The organism is Thalassolituus oleivorans MIL-1 (assembly GCF_000355675.1).
In the GTDB taxonomy this organism is placed as follows: Bacteria; Pseudomonadota; Gammaproteobacteria; order Pseudomonadales; family Oceanobacteraceae; genus Thalassolituus; species Thalassolituus oleivorans.
In genome coordinates this window covers 379,993-397,904 of the sequence record NC_020888.1, presented here as the reverse complement: position 1 = coordinate 397,904, position 17,912 = coordinate 379,993, and the positions used below count along the sequence as shown (strand labels likewise).

15 protein-coding genes are annotated in these 17,912 nt (G+C 47.7%); 4 read left to right on the top strand and 11 right to left on the bottom strand.

Annotated features, from left to right (window positions below):
• Positions 1 to 16: 16 nt before the first annotated feature.
• The 4 genes from icmH to tagH all read right to left on the bottom strand — a co-directional run bounded on the left by icmH (position 17) and on the right by tagH (position 4,517).
• Positions 17 to 898, bottom strand: a complete 882-nt coding sequence (gene icmH, locus TOL_RS01790) for a type IVB secretion system protein IcmH/DotU (RefSeq protein ID WP_015485552.1) — start codon at positions 896 to 898, stop codon at positions 17 to 19.
• A gap of 4 nt (positions 899 to 902) precedes the next feature.
• A complete protein-coding gene (gene tssK, locus TOL_RS01785; RefSeq protein ID WP_015485551.1) occupies positions 903 to 2,237 on the bottom strand; it encodes a type VI secretion system baseplate subunit TssK in 1,335 nt (444 codons plus the stop codon).
• Between the two features lie 91 nt (positions 2,238 to 2,328).
• Positions 2,329 to 2,865, bottom strand: a complete 537-nt coding sequence (gene tssJ / locus TOL_RS01780; protein ID WP_144055316.1) for a type VI secretion system lipoprotein TssJ — start codon at positions 2,863 to 2,865, stop codon at positions 2,329 to 2,331.
• A gap of 38 nt (positions 2,866 to 2,903) precedes the next feature.
• Positions 2,904 to 4,517 (bottom strand): type VI secretion system-associated FHA domain protein TagH, encoded by a 1,614-nt coding sequence (tagH, locus tag TOL_RS01775; protein WP_015485549.1) that lies wholly within the window; start codon positions 4,515 to 4,517, stop codon positions 2,904 to 2,906.
• A 276-nt stretch (positions 4,518 to 4,793) separates the two neighbouring features.
• Between tagH and TOL_RS18055 the strand changes: the two genes are divergently transcribed.
• The 3 genes from TOL_RS18055 to TOL_RS01760 all read left to right on the top strand — a co-directional run bounded on the left by TOL_RS18055 (position 4,794) and on the right by TOL_RS01760 (position 9,009).
• Positions 4,794 to 7,400 carry a bifunctional serine/threonine-protein kinase/formylglycine-generating enzyme family protein gene (locus TOL_RS18055; protein WP_081601063.1) on the top strand — a complete coding sequence of 869 codons (2,607 nt, stop codon included), beginning with the start codon at positions 4,794 to 4,796 and terminating at the stop codon, positions 7,398 to 7,400.
• 208 nt (positions 7,401 to 7,608) lie between these two features.
• A complete protein-coding gene (locus TOL_RS01765; RefSeq protein WP_015485547.1) occupies positions 7,609 to 8,550 on the top strand; it encodes an SPFH domain-containing protein in 942 nt (313 codons plus the stop codon).
• 3 nt (positions 8,551 to 8,553) lie between these two features.
• Entirely contained in the window at positions 8,554 to 9,009 is a 456-nt protein-coding gene (locus TOL_RS01760) for an NfeD family protein (RefSeq protein ID WP_015485546.1), read from the top strand.
• Positions 9,010 to 9,039: 30 nt separating this feature from the next.
• Here TOL_RS01760 and TOL_RS01755 read toward each other — a convergent pair whose 3' ends face one another.
• Together TOL_RS01755 and TOL_RS01750 are read right to left on the bottom strand one after the other, a co-directional pair.
• Entirely contained in the window at positions 9,040 to 10,422 is a 1,383-nt protein-coding gene (locus TOL_RS01755; RefSeq protein WP_015485545.1) for a ribonuclease J, read from the bottom strand.
• 14 nt (positions 10,423 to 10,436) lie between these two features.
• Complete coding sequence (locus tag TOL_RS01750; RefSeq protein ID WP_015485544.1) at positions 10,437 to 10,844, bottom strand: thiol-disulfide oxidoreductase DCC family protein; 408 nt, start codon at positions 10,842 to 10,844, stop codon at positions 10,437 to 10,439.
• Between the two features lie 182 nt (positions 10,845 to 11,026).
• Here TOL_RS01750 and ilvD point away from each other — a divergent pair, with 182 nt between their 5' ends.
• Positions 11,027 to 12,865, top strand: coding sequence for a dihydroxy-acid dehydratase (ilvD, locus tag TOL_RS01745; protein WP_015485543.1), 1,839 nt, complete (start codon positions 11,027 to 11,029; stop codon positions 12,863 to 12,865).
• Between the two features lie 249 nt (positions 12,866 to 13,114).
• On the opposite strand, the gene TOL_RS01735 is transcribed toward ilvD, so the two are convergent.
• From TOL_RS01735 to hisB, 5 genes are all read right to left on the bottom strand, one after another.
• A complete protein-coding gene (locus TOL_RS01735) occupies positions 13,115 to 14,713 on the bottom strand; it encodes a methyl-accepting chemotaxis protein (protein ID WP_231848002.1) in 1,599 nt (532 codons plus the stop codon).
• Positions 14,714 to 15,010: 297 nt separating this feature from the next.
• On the bottom strand, positions 15,011 to 15,775 hold the full coding sequence (hisF, locus tag TOL_RS01730) for an imidazole glycerol phosphate synthase subunit HisF (RefSeq protein WP_015485541.1): 765 nt from the start codon (positions 15,773 to 15,775) through the stop codon (positions 15,011 to 15,013).
• A 3-nt stretch (positions 15,776 to 15,778) separates the two neighbouring features.
• Entirely contained in the window at positions 15,779 to 16,519 is a 741-nt protein-coding gene (gene hisA / locus TOL_RS01725) for a 1-(5-phosphoribosyl)-5-[(5-phosphoribosylamino)methylideneamino]imidazole-4-carboxamide isomerase (RefSeq protein ID WP_015485540.1), read from the bottom strand.
• Between the two features lie 48 nt (positions 16,520 to 16,567).
• Positions 16,568 to 17,212: an imidazole glycerol phosphate synthase subunit HisH gene (gene hisH / locus TOL_RS01720; RefSeq protein ID WP_015485539.1), complete on the bottom strand. Its 645-nt coding sequence runs from the start codon at positions 17,210 to 17,212 to the stop codon at positions 16,568 to 16,570.
• Between the two features lie 9 nt (positions 17,213 to 17,221).
• Positions 17,222 to 17,812 (bottom strand): imidazoleglycerol-phosphate dehydratase HisB, encoded by a 591-nt coding sequence (gene hisB, locus TOL_RS01715; protein WP_015485538.1) that lies wholly within the window; start codon positions 17,810 to 17,812, stop codon positions 17,222 to 17,224.
• Between the last annotated feature and the right edge of the window lie 100 nt (positions 17,813 to 17,912).

The window sequence follows — 17,912 nt, the reverse complement described above, 5'->3', positions numbered from 1 at the left end:
AGAGCAAGTTCGTCGGCTAATAAAACCGTCTTTCCGTGTTTGGTTCTGGTGAAACTGTATTTTTTTCTAATATTTCGGACGTCGTCATTTCTGCCGCAATCTTACTCGCAACGGGATCGGTGGTCTGATACAGCCAGTAACGAAAGCCAGAAAAAGTTAACAACAAAGCCGCCAAGACAACGCTGGCAAAGACCCATAGCGGAATAAAATTCGCCATACGATCTTTTGCCTTAACGGTGCCTTCCCAATTAGGCGATAAATCATGCGCTGGCACTGGGCGATGACTTTCTATTGTCTTGTACAAATTATCTCGAATTTGCTCAATCTGCTGGCCGCCGCCAGATACAACACGATATTTACCTTGAAAACCAAGACTTAAACAAATGTAAAACAACTCCAGTACATCTAAATGAATGCCTGGGGTTTCCAACATACGCTGAAGAATTAAAAAGCATTTCTCGCCGCCGGATGTTTCTTGATGAAACAGGCTCAGCAAGGAATGCTGACTCCAGCCACTTGATGCGCCCCACGGCGTATTCAATACAACTTCATCAATGACGGAACAGAGTAAATACCGTGCAGCAATAACGCTATCACCGGCAATACCGGCATTACGGGTTTTACTCTCAAATGCTTTTATTTCCTCGGTAAGGCGTTTGTGTAAATCCGGTACATTGGCGTGCTGCATGGTCGAACGCAGCTTAATAACCAATGTCAGCAAGGTAGTTGCTGAATTAACCAATGGATTTAAGCCTGTCTTAATCTCAATACGCTCATTCGACTGCAAGCCAAAATTTCCTGCCGCAGGCGGTGGCGTTTGTGCGCCGCGTGCCGCTCCCGGCGTAGGAATTATAACCGTACGGTCAGCGCCGCCTGGAATTGGTCGATCACCGCTCATTGTTTCAGCTCCTGATTGCCCATAGTTCCATAATTAACCCCGGAAATTCGGCGCCCAAATGAACGGCAAATCCACCCGACTGTTGCATTGCAGTCCATAACGCACCACTCGCATCAATCTCAAAATAGGTAAACCCAGCGTGATATGGAATCTGACGAGGCGCTACGGGTAACGGGCGAATACGCAAACCCGGTAGTTGAGTCGAAATAAGCTCGCGAATATTTTCGACCGGTGCCAACTTAGCCTGAGAAGGAAAACGACTGCGCAATAATTCGGTTGGAATATCTGCTTTTACAGCAATAACAAATGCCGCAGTTTTGGTTAGCGATGGGTCGGTAATTGGTGCAACATGAATACCATATTTACGTTCAACCAAGTTCAACGAAACCGCCGACTGCTCAAGCACCATACTGAGCGACTGACGCAATGCAGAAAATAATCCGGCATACGTCTGCTGTAAATCCTCGTGATTATACGCAGGGATATCGGGCGGACGCTTATTACTAGCAGTGAAGGTTGATAATTCACCGGCCAATTGCAATAGCTCAGTATATAAAGCTAAAGGATGAACATTGGATAGTTGACTCAGGTGGTTGATCAAAGGCTCCACGCGATTGATAACTTGCAGTAACAAATAATCGGCAACCTCTGCCGAGCCCGAACGACCCGAGTCACTAAGACGATGGCTTAAAGCTTCGCCGCGCTGTTTTAGCAGGCCTTTAACTTCTTCAATGTAGCCCTTAATTTCTGCGCTGCTAGTACACTGTAATACCGGCGGAATAAAGGTTTTGTCGAGCTTAACGGGGCTACCTGGCAAGCGTTCGATAATTCGTGCAATACCAATACAGGCATAGCCACCCAAATCTTCTGATCCGAGCTTAAAGCACGTCGATAACTTACCAATTTGAATGCGTGATGACTCACCAGACGATGAAGCGCTATTGCGCGCATCATAGTTGTAGGTTTTGTAGCGCGCCTGCGGAAATTCTTCTTCATCACGCACAGATTCTTGCGAGCCAGGGCGACGCATAGGCACACATAGATAAACAATTTCATCCCGAGTATTTTCGGGAATATCGATAATATTCGGTAGCTCTTCTGACTCTGGTGCCAGAATAGGTGTGCCATCAGGGAATACCCCCTGAACCGAAGATATAGACACCTTGCCAAGAGCCAAAGCCTCGACATCGATGGTTATTTCTTGTACACCCCAATAATGCTGACCAATGACACCTGTCCTTGCATCAATTAGCCGTTCAACAAATCTATCTTGCTGCTGAAAATGCTGCGGGCGAAGAAACATGCCCTCAGACCATATCACTTTATTTTTTGAAGACATTTGTCATCCTTTTTACAACACTTAGGCGCAATCCTAATGGCGTATGAGACGGAACTCACAACGCATATATTTGCTTAATCACAACCAGTGTCTAATGAATTCGGTCACTTCTCACTGGCCGAGAGGCTTCGTGGAGGTCGTTGTTTTCAGGTTCTTGATATACCGACAATTTGTTACTATCAATCGCGATATCAAAGATATTTTGATTATGCTCTACGATTGGAAATACCATAATGGCGTCGGCATTGCGGTATTGAATAAACTCGGCCATCAGGCCAATAAATTTCACCTCTGGCGGCAAGCCAATCACCTCACTGCGTGATTCTCCGGGCGTGATTTCCTTCAGCACTACAGAACCTAGCAAGTCTTTACCTAAACGCGCTTCAGCACCCTCGTACAAACTCAGAAAATCTTCGCGACTAAACTGGCGGTCATCGGCAAGTTTAAACACATGCACAACCACAGGTGACGCTCGATCGTCGGAATCAGGATTGATATTATTTAATGCGGAAAAATTAATTACAGCGGAGGTATCAAAATTAAGTGCCTTACGGGCCGACTGACATCCACTTAGCGTCACAGCCAATACGGCAATTGATGCACAATAAAACAGCGATTTAAACATCATGTGTTTCCCTTTAACTCCCTATCCGTATCACTCAGACTTTACGAGCGGCGCTTTAATGCTCGTGCGTTTTTCAATTCAGCTAATTGCTTTTCATAGCTACGAGCAAACTCTTCACCAAATAACTTGTTATAGGTTGTCTCGCGATCACTTTTCAATGATTTATAGTACTGCTCGAACGCAGACCAATTTTTAGCATTTTTATTGCCTAGCAATGAATCACCCACGTTAATATAGCGCTTTAAACTTTCCGGATTAAAGTGATTCAACATGGCGGTATAGGCGGTATTCATACCCGTTAACACCGCCACTTGGTGGTCGGATAAATCATCAAAGCTATCTTGAATAGCTTCAGTCGGACGCATAAAAGCAGAACGATCTTTGCTAAACATCACTTTCAGTGCATCGGTCGCTGTTGCTGAAAATTTCAACGGATTATTATCCGTCATTTGAATCATGGTGTGCTGGACACGCAACTCATTTTTAATGGCTGTTCTAGCACGCAATAAATCAATTAGGCGAGTAACCGTTTCATTAATAATGCTCGACATCTCAGGAATAAGAGTCTGCAGCTGTGCCGGTTGAATATTGTCGATTCCTAACAATGTCGCCAGCTGCTGTAACTCGTTTGCATTATAAGATGGCGCTTCCGCAGCTTGCGGTTGCGACGGAGCTGACGGCATCACAGGCGCAACCGGTGGAGGCGGCGGCACTGGCTGCGATGCTGCAGGAGAAGAAATTCCTAGTAGGCTATCAATATCTTCGTGTTGTATGCCAGCACTGGATGCCGCAAAGGGATTATCGCCAAAAGCAGGGGTTGACTGCTGTGGCATTGCAAACGCAGGCGACGGCTGACTAGATGCAGCTTGCTGCAACGGAGGAGGCGTGGGCGCAGCGGGCGAAGGGATACGAATTTGCTGTTGATCAACAGGCGAATTATCAGCCTCGCTGCCGGATTTCCACCAGTCATCATTATCATCCCAGCTCGGCGCTTTCGGCGAGCCAAACGACTGTGAATTATCTAACGCGGCAAGCGGATCAACATTGCTAGCATCGTTCAAAATTGAGGCGTTTGCCGTAGGCGATACAGCAGCACCCCATGGATCATCTGCGGCTTTAGAGGCAGGTGCACTTGATGCAGCCGAGCCCCACGTATCGCTTTCAAACGACGGCTTAGGAACGGCTGCCGCAGGATCAAGCCAACGATCTAAGTCTTTCGCATCATTGGCCACTTGCTGCTTTGCTGCAGTGGCCGGATTAAATGTGGTTTTATCACCCGAGTCTAAAAAATCGACCGCGCCTAAATCTTTTGGAATACCCGGAGCTGCCGGAGGAGCTTTTAGCGTGACCTTTAAGTGATACTCACCACAATTAATAATGTCGCCATTGGCCAAAGGATGATTGTTGCCAGCCCCAAGAGGAACTTGGCTTTCATTGATAAACGTACCATTAGTACTGTGATCAACAACGAAAAACTGCCCAGCGGTAAAGCTAATTTCAGCATGCTGAGACGATAGAATCCGATCAGTATCCGGCAACACCCAATCGTTAGAGTCGGCACGACCAATACGACCGCCAACACCCCGAAACACTTTGGTGTGGTTGAGCATGTTCGCATGTGATGGACATTTAACCACTGTCAAAATTAAATCCATTTATCCACCATCAAAATCCCGTTTAGGCAGTCGCTAGCGTCGGCTTTTTAGTAAGTTTTAACTGGCCCGATCAGCACGATAAGCAAAAAAATAGGCTTTCGTGAGCGTCTTTAATTAGACGAGTATATGGGTAACCATCTTGAGCCATGAGTGCGTCTCCTATAGTATCTGCGCCATGCCCTCAGTTCAAGTGATTAAGGGACGTGTGCCAAGTAAGGATCTTGGCATGTAAGGGAAGCAAAATATTTAGACTGTCATCGATTTAATGGGCGCGATATGACCGACAATAGGGACGACAAGACTCGTTTGGTATCTACACACAAAACGAGCAAAAGTACTGGGAATGTTTCTGATAAAGACGGAAATGCAGGGAATAAACAAAACGTTAATCCCGCGCAAGGAACAGCCAAAACAACAAGTGGAACTGGCGACGACGCCACGGTTTACGTCGGCTCTCGCGTATCATCCTCTTCTCCAAACCCCAATGATGACTCAACAGTTATAACGTCTCGACCAACGTCCGCAAGCGCCGCCGGCAACAATCCTACGCCGCCAGAATTTGATCCTTCGTCCTCTATTTCACCTATGGGTCGCCAAGTTATTAAAGGACGGTTTGAATTAGTATCCTTGCTTGGTGCCGGTGGCATGGGGGCGGTATACAAAGCCCTAGACCGACGTAAAGTCGAGGCTAGCGACTCTGATCCTTATGTGGCGGTAAAACTATTAAACGACGAATTCCGCCAGCACCCCGACGCCTTTATTTCGCTGCAACGTGAATCGCGCAAGTCGCAAACCCTTGCCCACCCGAACATCGTGACGGTTTACGATTTCGACCGCGATAAAAATACCGTATTCATGACCATGGAATTCCTTGAAGGTTTTCCACTGGATGAATTACTGCGCCAGCTCCCGCATGGAATGGAGCAAGAGGAAGCTAATTCGATTCTTAAAGATATTTCGAACGCCCTTATTTACGCGCATTCGCACAATATTATTCACTCCGACTTCAAACCCGGCAACATCTTCGTTACCAAGAAAAAAGGCACTAAAGTATTTGATTTCGGCATCGCGCGTGCGGTGTCCGAAGGCAGCGCGGCGCATACCGCTGGTGAAAAAACCATTTTCGATGCAGGCACTCTCGGTGCTCTAACACCAGCATATGCCAGTAATGAAATGCTGCGTGGTGCAGAACCATCAGAGTCAGACGACGTATACGCATTAGGTTGCGTTGCCTACGAATTATTCAGTGGCGCCCATCCGTTTAAGAAGACCCCAGCAAATCAAGCGCTAGAGAAAAAGCTTAAACCAAAGAAATTAAAAAATCTCAGCCGTCGCCAGTGGAATGCATTATCCAGCGCACTGGAATTAACTCGCGACAATCGTACCGCAACCGTTGCGGAATTTTATGACGGCTTCTTCGGTAAACCACGCGTTTTATTATGGGCGTTAGTTGCCAGCGTTGCAGCCTTTGGCGTAGCTGGAGCACTTTATATTGAAAAATTTAGCGACCAAGAAAAAGCTCAAGAAGAATTAAAAGTACAAATGCAAGAACAGATGGCCCAGCAGCTAGAGCGCTCGACTATCGAAAACCAGCAACAAACATTAGAACGCTTGGTTAAGCTATCGGCCCTAACGCCAAATTGGGATAAAGAAGTACGCAAAGAACTTCTCGTGTACGCCAAACTGGTGCCCGAAGACACGGAAACCACAGACAAGGTGAGCAGTCGCATTGCCACGGCTTATTTAACTGAAGCCAAGCATTTAATGGCTGATGAACAACTTGATGCGGTAATACCTATGCTTGAGGCTTCAAGCGCATGGGGCGGACCAGAAGATGATATTAAAATTCTGACTAACCAAGTTATTACTCAGCAAGAGTCAGAGCGACTAAAAGCAGAAAACGCGCGCTTAGCAGAAGCACAAGAAGAAGCTGACCGACTTGAGGCTGAACGTCAAAAGCGTGAAACCGAAATGGAAATCGCTCGTCGTGCGCAAATTAAACAAGAAGTTACCAGCTTAGAAAACTCTCTTCGCTGCCCGAACGAAATTGATGTTGAAGGCCGTGTTGCTAGCCATCTGCGAGTATTAGACTCATTAGAGCCTGAACGTACCAATGAACTGCATAGCATTGTTGCTGATTCATTGGTGCAGTGCTTCAACAAAATTGCAAAGGTTAGCCCTTACTCGGCAGAACGTATGCTCAGTGAATCGCGCGCCTTATTGCCAGAACAGGCAGCCTTGAAAACATTAAAAGTTGATTATTGCGGCCACCTCGAACCCGGTTCTGGTAATAAAGGTCGTCGCTATACTTGTACCGATCCATTACCAAGACAAGCGAAAGGGCCGGTAATGGTCGTTATACCAATGCCTAACGGCAATCCAATTGCGATAAGCCAATACGAAATCACCTATGATGACGTATCGGATTATTGCACCGTCACGCAAATGTGCGACAGCCGGAAATACGCGACTAACTATTTGCCAGTGCATAGTATCGACATTAATTTCGCTGAAAACTATGCCGGTTGGCTTAGCTCAGTCACCGGCAATGTCTATCGCCTACCGACCTATGAAGAATGGTTAATGGCAGCAAAAGCCGACGGTGCAGCGGAGTCGCCAGACCGTAACTGTTTCTTAAAATACGGTGGTATTGAGAAAGGTACCGAGCTGCAAAAAACCACGAACGGTAAACCCAACTCTTATGGATTGGCCAGCACCGTAGGTAACGTGCAAGAATGGGCCTACGACAATAACTTACTGGTTGCTGCTGGCGGCTCGCGTCAAACACCTATGAACGACTGTCGTGTCACTACGGTTAACGCTCATTCAGGGCAAGCCGATGAATTTACCGGCTTCCGTTTAGTACGCGAGCTACAGCGCTAAACGCATTAGACTGGTTAATTCGAGAGATCGGATGTTGCGCACGAGCCAATATCCAACACTGGCTGAGTGGCTGATACAAGCCCTCAGCTCCATTCAACTTCTATTTAATACTTGCCCTTACGTTCGATAGGCTGGATTGCTCGCTTAATCCAGCAAATGAAATCACGTTACCGCCTTGTTTTACGGGCTCAGTTGAAGGAAGTTAATCATGGAAACCGCATTAAACTATTTATTTTCCGTCGAGGCATTCGCCCTCATATTCGTACTCGTACTGCTTAAAAGCAGCGTTAAATTAGTACCTCAGAACCGAGCTTGGGTTGTTGAACGTTTTGGTAAGTATCAGTCAACTAAAGTCGCAGGCCTGAATTTTATCTTGCCCTTTATTGATAATGTAGCTGCGGATCGCAGCTTGAAAGAACAAGCCGTCGATATTCCTAGCCAGTCGGCCATCACCAAAGACAACATCACCTTATCGGTTGATGGCGTTTTATATTTTCGTGTTCTTGATCCTTATAAGGCCTCATACGGTGTCGATGACTATGTCTTCGCTGTCACTCAGTTGGCGCAAACCACCATGCGTTCTGAGTTAGGAAAAATGGAACTGGATCGCACCTTTGAAGAACGTAATCTACTCAACATAGGCATTGTAGAAGCCATCAACGAAGCGGCAGAGCCTTGGGGTATTCAGGTATTACGTTATGAAATTAAAGATATTGTACCGCCACGTTCAGTGATGGATGCAATGGAAGCCCAGATGAAAGCCGAACGTGTTAAACGCGCACAAATTTTAGAATCAGAAGGTGATCGCCAATCAGCTATTAACGTGGCTGAAGGTAAGAAACAGGCACAGGTATTAGCCGCAGAAGCGGAAAAAACCGAGCAAATTCTACGAGCACAAGGTGCAGCAAGTGCTATTTTAGCCGTTGCAGAAGCGCAAGCAGAAGCCTTGAGAAAAGTCGGTGAAGCAGCGAATACCGATGAAGGGGTAAAAGCGATTCAATTTGATTTGGCCACTAAAGCCATTGCGGCAAGAGAAGCGATTGCCAAAGAATCGTCTGTTATTTTATTGCCTGACAACGGTACAGATCCAAGCGCCTTGGTTGCGACATCCATGGCGATTATTAATTCGTTAAATAAACACCAGAGTTAAGCTATGGATTTTATTCTGCAAAGCGACATCGCCAATGTATTACTCATACTTGGCATTGCCGTGTTAATTCTTGAATCGGTTGTTTTAGGCTTCTCGACCGTCGTCTTACTATTTTTAGGTCTGTCGCTATTGCTAACAGGCCTTGGTATGAAGATAGGTCTATTAGACGCCACCTATGTCGCGGCACTCTGGAGCAATACCTTAGTCACCAGCGTGCTCGCTTTTACCTTGTGGAAACCCTTGCGCCGCATGCAAAGCAAAGTCGAAGTGCAAAACATCGACAGCGACTTTGCCAAAGAGACCTTTGTAATAACCACCGATGTGGATATTCGCGGCGAGAGTACGCACCTCTACTCTGGCATCAAGTGGAAATTAAAAAGCCACCAGCCGATAAACGCTGGAACTATGGTGAAGGTAGTTAAAACTGACGTCGGCGTCATGTGGGTTGAAGCCCTATGACACCCTATTCAGCCCTATAGGCAGCGCCAACTAAACCACGTTAACTAACTTACCCTTCTCCCAACCTAAACGTCCTGTTCTGACTTTTTGCCGTTGAATACCCGGAACAGGACGTAGCAGAAAGATATCACCATTACGGCCCGTCATGGTTTGCGGCACGCCGCAGCCTTTCGCTAAACCCGCGTGCGCTTTCATGTGCACCTCTTCGCCATGTACTGGAATCGAGATTTCTGGTTGCACCCATTGGTATAAGGTTTCGAGTTCTTCTTGCGCAGGGTGCCCAGAGGCATGAATGGGTAGCTCAGCTTCGTCGGCGGTAATCACGTCAACGCCCATACTTTTCAGCTGCTCGATAATGCCGTTGATGGCGTCTTCATTGCCGGGAATAGCACGAGCACTGAAGATCACCCGATCACCGGCTTCTAATTCAAAATCAGGATGCGTACCCGCCGCCAATCGACGCAAGGCCGTATGAGGTTCGCCCTGACTGCCAGTTGCCACGGCAAGCACTTCGTGACGTGGTAAATAACCTAAATGCCCAGTATCAACAGAGCCGGCACTGAACGGCCAAACACCGGCGCGCTTAGCGCACTGATGCATATTAATCATCGAACGACCGTACAACCCCATATAACGCCCAGTATCGTCAGCCACGTGCGATAAAGTTAAAAGCCGGGCGATGTTGCTACCGAAACAAGTGACCACCACGCGTCCCTTGGCACTCTCGATATAATGGCGTAGGCCATCATAGAGATCGCCCTCAGACGCGGAATGACCCGAAGTGGTGGCATTAGTAGAGTCACACACCATGGCCACCACGCCCTCTTCCGCCAATTGCGTGAAGGTTTCTTTTTTATAGCCATGACCCACCACCGGATCAGGATCTAACTTCCAATCGCCGGTATGAAATACATTGCCCACAGGGGTGCGAATCATTAAACAATTAGGATCAGGAATCGAATGTGTCAGTGCTAAAAACTGAACATCAAAGGGGCCGATATGAACGCGCTCGCCGGTTTCCGGTACGATGATTTTTACCTGATGCAGCAAACCATGTTCCGCGAGTTTCTTTTTCAGTACTTCGGCGGTAAAGCGCGTGCAATAAATTGGGCACCGTAACTTGTGCCACAAATACGGCACCGCCCCGACGTGATCTTCGTGCGCGTGAGTAATCACTAAGCCAGCGAGCCGATCTTTGCGGGCTACAATAAATTCAGGATCAGGCATTTGCGTATCGGGTTCACCGGAGTGATGACGTGTACCATCGGCGCTGATACGCCCCGGCTTAGGAAAAGTGACACCGCAATCGACCATCAGCCAACTACCATCGTGGCCGTAAAGGTTCATATTCATCCCGATCTCGCCGGTGCCGCCAAGAGGCAGGAATACAAGATCAGATGCTGAAGGGGTCATCGAGTTATTTATCCTTATTTTTTGATGTCGCAGCCTTTATCGGGCGAACACGTTTCGCAGCGCTCCTTCCCTGTTAGCCAGCCAGAAATTTTGTAACGATTACGCGCAAACCAAAGGTAGGCAATATCGGCGAACCAACGAATCACAGGCCAGCGTAATGGTGCATATAAATACCCTCGCCCCACCAGCCCCCATGCTTTATGGGCGACATCTAAACCAAGAATAATGCGACCATCGGGTAATTCCGCATGCAGTATGTCACTCGCGGCTTGAGGATCAATGTGTGGATAGCGCTCAGCAAAGTCAGATTGCTGGATATCCACCATCTGCATTTTTTGCTGCTTGTCGGCCTTCATTAGCTGCGTCACCTCAGCAACACATAAAGGGCACTGGCCGTCGTAATACAGGGTTAGCTCTGTCATAGCCTGACACCTCTCGTCTTGTCGCCACATTACAAACTAACTTCATGATACAACAGCTTAATTGAGCATAGCCCGTAGATTAGTGCGAACTTACCGTTTCTTGTGAGTGAGAGCAGACTGTCACTGCCTAAGCGGCACTGGTACAATAACCGCCATTTTTCTATAGCAAGAGGCGAGACATCATGCCTGAGTATCGTTCCAAGACCTCGACCGCTGGCCGCAATATGGCTGGCGCACGTGCCTTATGGCGCGCCACTGGTATGAAAGACGATGATTTCCAAAAGCCAATCATCGCCGTGGCGAACTCATTTACTCAATTCGTACCCGGCCATGTTCATCTTAAAGACATGGGCCAACTGGTTGCGCGCGAGATCGAAAAGGCCGGTGGTGTTGCTAAAGAATTCAACACGATTGCCGTCGACGACGGTATCGCCATGGGCCACGACGGAATGCTGTACAGCTTGCCAAGCCGTGAACTGATTGCCGATTCGGTTGAATACATGGTGAACGCTCACTGTGCCGACGCCATTGTTTGTATTTCTAACTGCGACAAGATCACACCGGGAATGCTGTTGGCGTCTTTGCGCTTGAACATCCCTGTTATCTTCGTATCGGGCGGCCCGATGGAAGCCGGTAAAACTAAGCTATCTGAGCATAAGCTCGACTTAGTCGATGCCATGGTCATTGCGGCTGACGATTCAGCGTCTGACGAAAAAGTCGCCGAGTACGAGCGCAGCGCTTGCCCAACTTGTGGTTCTTGCTCCGGTATGTTCACCGCCAACTCGATGAACTGCTTAACCGAAGCTTTAGGTCTTGCTCTACCGGGTAACGGCTCTACCTTGGCAACGCACGCTGATCGCGAACAGTTGTTCTTAGAAGCGGGTCGTCGCATTGTTGAAAACGCCAAGCGTTACTACGAGCAAGACGATGAGTCGGTTTTACCGCGCTCTATCGCCAGCTTCAAAGCCTTCGAGAACGCCATGACGCTGGATATTGTGATGGGGGGTTCAACCAACACCATTCTTCACCTGCTAGCGGCTGCTCAAGAAGCTGAAATCGACTTCGATTTAAAAGACATCGACCGTCTATCACGCGTTGTACCCCAGCTATGTAAAGTCGCTCCGAACTCTCCGTTGTATCACATGGAAGACGTTCACCGTGCCGGTGGCATCATGGGTATCCTCGGTGAAATCGACCGCGCCGGTTTATTGCACAACGACCTGCCAACGGTTCATAGCGCAACGATGAAAGAAGCCCTCGATAAATGGGACATCATGCGCAACCCTAGCGAAGAAGTGATTAACTTCTTCAAAGCTGGACCTGCAGGTATTCCTACGCAAACCGCTTTTAGCCAAAGCACCCGTTATCCAACACTAGACGGCGACCGCGAAAACGGTTGTATCCGTAATTTAGAAAACGCTTATTCGAAAGAAGGTGGCTTGGCCGTACTGTACGGCAATATTGCTTTGGATGGCTGTGTCGTTAAAACCGCTGGTGTGGATGAATCTATCCACGTATTCCAAGGTCGCGTTAAAGTCTTCGAAAGCCAAGACGATGCCGTTAAAGGCATTTTGGCCGATGAAGTTGTGGCGGGTGACATCGTGATTATCCGCTACGAAGGTCCGAAAGGCGGCCCAGGTATGCAGGAAATGCTGTACCCAACCTCTTACCTAAAATCGAAAGGTTTAGGCAAGGCTTGTGCTTTGTTAACCGATGGTCGTTTCTCGGGTGGCACGTCTGGTTTATCGATTGGTCACTGCTCGCCAGAAGCAGCTTCTGGCGGTGCCATCGGCTTGCTACGTGAAGGTGATATCGTCAACATCGACATCCCGAATCGTTCAATCAACGTGGATTTATCGGCAGAAGAGCTGTCTCACCGCCGTCATGAGCAGGACAAACTAGGCTGGAAACCAGCTAAAGAACGTCCACGTAAAGTGACTACCGCACTGAAGGTTTATGCCAAATTCGCCACCAGCGCGGATAAAGGTGCCGTGCGTGATAAAGCGGCTTTGGATGATTAATTTTAGTTAATCGAATAGCTGTTAGATAAAACCCTGCTGCGGCAGGGTTTTTCGTTTTTGTTGTTTTATTTTATGCGGCTGACGCAGAAGCACGGAACGATGTGTTTTAAATCGAATAAGTTTGAAAAACACGTAAGAGCGAAACTTTTTCGCGAAAGCTTCTATAGCTAATACGATTTTTCCATTTGCACCGCTTTCGCGAAAAAGTTTCGCTCCTACAAAAAACACGCAAAACCAAGCTATAAAAACTCACGACTTGAACTTATTCACTGAACTTCCTAACCGCTCAACCACGCGAATCAAATCATCGCTCTGCTCCAGCGTGCGGCTTGAGCCTTTAAGCGTTTGACTGGAGACTTCGCCAATCGCGTGGATGTTTTTATTAATCCGTTCCACGACCTTATTCTGCTCGGTGGCGGCGGCGGCGATCATGCCATTCATTTCGCGGATATCTTCAACGCCACTGGCAATTTGTTGTAAGGCTTCACCTGCTCGTCCAGCATCAGTAACGCTTTGGTCGGCGCGCAACTTACTCGCGTCCATCACGCTCACGGCTTGTTCAGATACACTGACCAAGCGCTCGATAATCGAATTAATCTCTTTGGTCGATTCCTGCGTGCGCGTAGCAAGACTTCGCACTTCATCGGCAACAACGGCAAAACCTCGGCCCTGTTCACCTGCACGTGCGGCTTCAATCGCAGCATTGAGCGCCAGTAAATTCGTTTGCTCGGCAATTTCATTAATAGACTGCGATACCTTGCCAATATTCTGAGTATCGCTGGCGAGTTCTTTCACGACCCGAACGGCATCTTCAACGCCCTTGGCTAATTCGTTGATGCTCGCCGCCACTTCGACAACCACATCATTACCATACTCAGCGTTCTTTCTGGCTGAGGCAGCGACTTCTTCAGCATTGATCGCGCTCTGAGTTACTTTTTCAGCAGCACGCGCTAATTCATCAATAGCCTCGGCTAGCTCTCCCGACTCTTTCTGTTGTTCCGTCATGCCGTCACGGGTTTCGCGGGTTATGGTTGCTAACTCGCCTGACGACAAAGCCAATTCATCCATTGTTTGCGTTAAATCGCGAATCGTAGGCTGAAATCGCTCCAACATTTTATTGATCGCGGTTTCTACATTTAAAAATTCGTCGTTTCGTTCCAATTCAACCCGCACGCGTAAGTCCGAGCTCTCACCAATGTGAATCATGGTCTTTTCTAGTTTGGCTAATGGCTTGATAACCGTGCGATACATCAGCCAATAGATGCAGGCTAATCCTGCGATAACCACCAGCAAATTAACGACAAAGCTACGCCATACGTCCATTTCAATTTCAGCGTCTTTGTTAGCCATCGAATAAGTAATACGACCAGCACCCAGCACCGTTCCGGCTTCGACCTGATGGCATGACAAACAATCTGTGCCGTTACGATTTGGCACCGCAATATAAGGTTCAATGACGGTTAAGCGTCGTTCGCCGTCGATATTTTCCATAAACGCTAATGATTCACCCGCCAAAGCTCGGCGATCCATATCATCTAGTGGCTTCTCATTGTCAAATCCAGCCCCATAAAGTTGTTTTACTGCATCACCACGCAATACACGTACTTCGCGCACATTTTCAGCAGATTCAAACTTGCTACGCAGAGTGTCTCGACTCGCCATATTGCCGGTGAGCATGAGCATATTCATACCATCTAGGTAGTTATCCAACACTTGGTTCAGTTGTTGCTCCGTCGAATCCAACAAACGAGTTTTCTGCTGATGTGATGAATAAAGACTCACAACCGCGATCATCAAGGCAAAAATGATGATCATAGGTGTAAGAATCTTCCATTTGATTGAATTCATATTGTTCATAAAAGCACTCTGACTAGGACCCGTAAAATTAACGACAGAGTTTCTTAAGCCAACGTTCGCGACACGTTTAAGCACAACGAACGAGTTCAATGTGGATATTTGACTGAAGTTAGAATCTCTATAGATAAAAATAGACTACTTTGAAGAAAATTGAGGCTTAGCAAACAGCAATTTAATCTAATACTAGAGAAGTAGATAATATGAGACGGCTTCAAAGAAAGACGGAAACCGAGGTGAAGACATAAAAAAGCCCCGCTATCGCGAGGCTTTGATGGGGTAGCTGAAGGATCAGTCTAACCGCATCTCAATACCCGCTGCAGCCATATGTTGCTTGGCTTGTAGCACAGTATATTCGCCAAAATGGAAAATACTCGCCGCCAGAACTGCATCGGCACCGCCCTTTAAAACGCCTTCGGCAAGATGTTCTAAATTTCCCACACCGCCAGAGGCAATGACGGGGATATTAATAGCGTCTGAAATTGCCTTGGTAACACCAAGATCAAAACCGGTTTTTACACCGTCGCGATCCATACTGGTCAGCAAGATTTCACCGGCACCGAAATCGGCCATTTTAATTGCCCACTCAACGGCATTAATGCCCGTTGGTTTGCGGCCGCCATGGGTGAAGATCTCCCAACGATTGTCGGCAACTTGCTTGGCATCAATGGCAACAACAATGCACTGCGAACCAAACTTATCCGCGGCTGCACGCACAAAATCTGGGTTATAAACCGCTGCCGAGTTAATCGACACTTTATCCGCGCCTGCATTAAGCATATTGCGAATATCCACCAGCTCGCGAATACCACCGCCAACGGTTAGCGGGATAAACACTTGCTCGGCTATGGCTTCCACCATATGTACAGTAGTCGCACGTTCTTCATGGCTAGCAGTAATATCCAGAAAGGTAATTTCGTCAGCGCCCTGATCGTTATAACGCTTAGCGATTTCTACCGGATCGCCGGCATCGCGAATACCAACAAAGTTAACGCCTTTTACCACACGGCCTTTATCGACATCGAGACAAGGAATAATGCGTTTTGCCAGCCCCATGAATTAGGCTCCTGTTAATTCGTCAGACAAAGCCTGAGCTTCCGCAACATCGAGCATGCCGTCATAGATGGCACGGCCGGTAATCGCGCCCAAAATACCTTGGTTAGAGACTTTGGCTAGCTTGCGAATATCTTCGATATTGGTCACGCCACCTGAGGCAATAACGGGAATTCCACCTTCAACGGCTAGCTGCAACGTGGCTTCGACGTTAACACCTTGCATCATGCCATCACGTGCAATGTCGGTATAAACAATGGCACTCACACCGTCATTACGGAACTGCTTAGCTAAATCAACGGCTTTGATTTCAGAAATCTCAGCCCAACCATCAGTCGCAACAAAACCATCCTGTGCGTCTAAACCAACAATCACATGGCCCGGAAATGCTTGGCAGGCTTCTTTGACGAAGGCCGGCTCTTTCACCGCTTTAGTACCAATAATGACGTACTGAACACCGGCTTTAATGTAGTGCTCAATCGTTTCTAAAGAACGAATACCGCCACCGATTTGAATCGGTAAATTGGGGAATGCTTTGGCAATCGCAGTAACCGCATCACCATTAACTGGCGTACCCGCGAAGGCACCGTTTAAGTCAACAAGGTGCAGACGACGGCAACCCGCATCAACCCAACGTTTCGCCATAGAAACCGGATCGTCACCAAATACCGTTGAGTCGTCCATACGGCCCTGACGTAAACGTACACATTCGCCATCTTTTAAATCAATCGCAGGAATTACGAGCATTCTTTGAAACCTTAGTTCGTTCTGGAGGGACGAGACGTAATAATGAGATTACGCCTGACCATCCCAAGATAAAAAATTCTTTAATAACGCTAAGCCGGCGTTGTGGCTTTTTTCAGGGTGAAATTGCACCGCAAACACGTTGTCTTCTCCCATCGCTGCCGCAAAGTCGACGCCGTACTGACCGTGACCTTTTACTTGCCCAGCATTAACCGCATCCACATAGTACGAATGCACAAAATAAAAGCGGCTATTATCGGCGATACCAGTCCACAGCGGATGCACCACCTGCTGTACTTGGTTCCAGCCCATGTGCGGGACTTTTAAACGCTCACCATTTTCGACAAGGTTGTCACCAAAATAACGAACTTGGCCTGGAAACAAGCCCATGCAATCCACACCGCCGTTTTCTTCGCTGCGATCCATCATGGCTTGCAAGCCAACACAGATACCCAACAAAGGTTTGGTTTTACGAACTTCAGCTACGACTTGATCAATCCCTTGGGCGCGAATCTCTGCCATGCAGTCGCGAATCGCGCCAACGCCCGGCAGTACTACATGATCCGCTTTCATGATGACTTCAGGATCACCGGTAACAATGACTTGAGTGTCAGGAGATACGGTTTGCAGTGCACCATGAGCAGAATGCAAATTGCCCATGCCATAGTCGATGACCGCACAAATTTTACTGGCCATGCTTACCCCTTAAAGGCTGCCTTTGGTAGACGGCATCATACCGGCCATGCGTGGATCCAATTCAATCGCCATGCGCAAAGCGCGACCAAACGCTTTAAAGATGGTTTCTGCTTGGTGATGCGCATTGAACCCTTTTAAATTGTCGATATGCAAAGTCACATTGGCGTGATTCACGAAGCCTTGGAAAAACTCCCAAAATAGCTGAGTATCTAAACGGCCGATGCTTGCGCGGGTGAATTCGACTTTCATATCCAAGCCCGGACGGCCAGAGAAGTCGATAACCACGCGTGACAGAGCTTCGTCTAACGGCACATACGAGTGACCGTAACGAACAATGCCTTTTTTGTCGCCAATCGCTTTAGCAAATGCCTGACCTAAAGTAATGCCGATATCTTCCACACTGTGGTGATCGTCGATGTGGTTATCGCCCTTACAGGTAATATCCAAATCAATCAGGCCATGACGGGCGATTTGATCCATCATGTGCTCGAGAAACGGCACTCCAGTATCGAACTTTGACTTACCGGTTCCATCTAAATTGATGTTAACGGTGATTTGGGTTTCTAGCGTGTTACGCTCAACCGATGCGGTGCGTGCCATACTTTTGGTGCTCCGAACTCTCGCAAAACAGAAAGGAAAGCATTATAAAGCAAAGCGCCTGAGAAAGTAGGCCACCACCACTGTTTTCAGCCAATTTAGA